Consider the following 2,140-nt stretch of genomic DNA (forward strand, 5'->3'; position numbering starts at 1 on the left):
TTCGGCGTCGACGTCGCCCGGCTGCGGGTGGGACTGCTGCTCGCCGCGTCGCTGCTCACCGGTGTGCTGATGGCCGTCGCCGGCGGCATCGGCTTCGTGGGTCTGATGATCCCCCACCTCACCCGACTCGCCTTCGGCGCCGACCACCGCCGGCTCCTGCCGCTGGCCGCGCTCGTCGGCGCCGGATACCTGGTGTGCGTCGACCTGCTCTCCCGCACCGTCGACCGGCCCAACGAGCTGCCGTTGGGCATCCTCACCGCCGCGTTCGGCGCGCCGTTCTTCCTGTGGCTGCTGCGCCGCAACGACGCGCTCGCGGGCCGGTGACGCGATGAACCGCCGCAGAGGCCGCACAGGCTACCCGGGACTGCGACCGGGCCCCGGGCCGGGTCCGGACAACGGGCGCGAGGACCCGGGCCGCGAACGGGAGGAGGCGTCCGGCGGGCTGTCGCTGGACGGAGTGGCCGTCGAGCTCGGCGAGGCGCCGGTCCTGCGCGGGGTGACCCTGGCCGCGGCGCCCGGAAGCCTCACCGGCCTGGTCGGGCCGAACGGCAGCGGCAAGACGACCCTGCTGCGCACCGTCTACCGCTCGCTGCGGCCCAGCACCGGCGCGGTGCTCGTCGCCGGCGCGGACGTCTGGAAGCTGTCCGCCCGCGACTCCGCGCGCCGCACCGCCGCCGTCCTCCAGGCGGGCCAGCCGCCCGCGGCCCTCACCGTCGCCGAGGTCGTGGCCGACGGACGGACCCCGCACCACGGCCTGTTCAGCCGACACGGCGACGCCGACCGGGACATCATCCAGGAAGCCCTGGAGCGTACCGGCGCGCTCGGATACACCAACCGGCTCTACGACACACTGTCCGGCGGCGAGCGGCAGTGGGTACTGCTCGCCCGCGCGCTCGCCCAGCGACCACGCCTGCTCGTCCTCGACGAGCTGACCAACCACCTCGACATCCGCGCCCGCTTCGAGCTGCTCAACCTCGTCCGGGCGACCGGCGTCACCACGCTCGCGGTTCTGCACGACCTCGACCTCGCGGTCCGCTACTGCGACCAGCTCGTCGTCCTCGACCGGGGCCGCGTCGCCAGCGCCGGTCCGGTTCTCGACGCGCTGACGTCCGACGTGCTGCACGCGGTGTTCGGTGTGACGGGCTCCGTCGAGCGACACCCCGACGGCGTCATCCGCATCACCTACACCGCCCAGCCCCTGACCAGCCAGACCTCCGCGCCCCGGCAAGCCGTGGGTGACCACTGACGGCGGACCACGCTGGGCGCGGCGGCGACCGCCCGGTCGGCACTTGCGGTCTGCTCGCCCGGGCGCCCGTGCCGCCGTCGGGATCCGGGAATCAGACCAGGGCGGCGCCGAGCTCGCCGTTCACCAGCTCGGTGATCCGGCCGGCCCGTGCCTCCTCGACGATCACCGCGAGCTGTTCGACACTCATCTGGATACGCTGCCCGAAATCGTCGGTCAGGACGATCTGCCGGTCCGCCGGCGCATCGTGGTCGACATACAGTTCCGGGCAGCCGCAGCAGCTCTCGCAGAACGTCAGCAGATGCTTCCCCTGCACGGACATCTGAACTCCCAACAAGTCGGCTGACATTTCCCAGAAAAACTGTACCCGCACATCGCCGGTATCACCATGAATTCTTTCCAGGATGACCCGGAAGTGGGGTCCCGAAGAATTCCGACTCGTTCAGGCGGGACGAAGGGGCTTGCCGGACGGGCCCCGCACGGCCAGGGCCTCGCCTACCACCCCCGCAGCGGGTGGAGCAGCACGCGGCCATGCAGACGCCCGGCCCACCGAATCATGGTCACCGCCAGGACGACGTTCCGCGTTACTTCGCCGCACGACGCCCGGCCGGCCACCGCGAGGTCTCCGGGGGTCACTCGCCACCCGGACCTCAGGAACACATCCACAGGTCCCAAGGCACTTCAGGACCTGTGCGGCAGAGGGTTGGGCGCGCCGCGGGCCTCGCGGCGCACCCAACCGCGACCGATCCGTCAGCGCGCCGCCGCGACGGCCGCGTTGAGGCCGGCGGGCGTCAGGGCGTTCGTCTGAAGGCGCTCGCCGTCGACGTAGACGGTGGGAGTTCCCTGGACCCCCCGACGGGACGCGGCATCGTTGACCTGGGCGATGTAGTCGCCGTA

3 protein-coding genes are annotated in these 2,140 nt (G+C 72.2%); 2 read left to right on the plus strand and 1 reads right to left on the minus strand.

Annotated elements, in window-relative coordinates; genetic code table 11:
- Both AC08OJ_RS10040 and AC08OJ_RS10045 read left to right on the plus strand, forming a co-directional pair.
- Positions 1–324, plus strand: a 324-nt coding sequence (locus AC08OJ_RS10040) for a FecCD family ABC transporter permease (RefSeq protein WP_476593836.1), incomplete at its 5' end; no start/stop codon positions are given.
- Positions 325–328: 4 nt separating this feature from the next.
- Complete coding sequence (locus AC08OJ_RS10045) at positions 329–1,246, plus strand: ABC transporter ATP-binding protein (protein ID WP_476595586.1); 918 nt, start codon at positions 329–331, stop codon at positions 1,244–1,246.
- 91 nt (positions 1,247–1,337) lie between these two features.
- On the opposite strand, the gene AC08OJ_RS10050 is transcribed toward AC08OJ_RS10045, so the two are convergent.
- Positions 1,338–1,565 carry a hypothetical protein gene (locus AC08OJ_RS10050; protein WP_476593834.1) on the minus strand — a complete coding sequence of 76 codons (228 nt, stop codon included), beginning with the start codon at positions 1,563–1,565 and terminating at the stop codon, positions 1,338–1,340.
- Positions 1,566–2,140 lie beyond the last annotated feature (575 nt).

Source organism: Frankia sp. CgKIO3, from assembly GCF_977946435.1.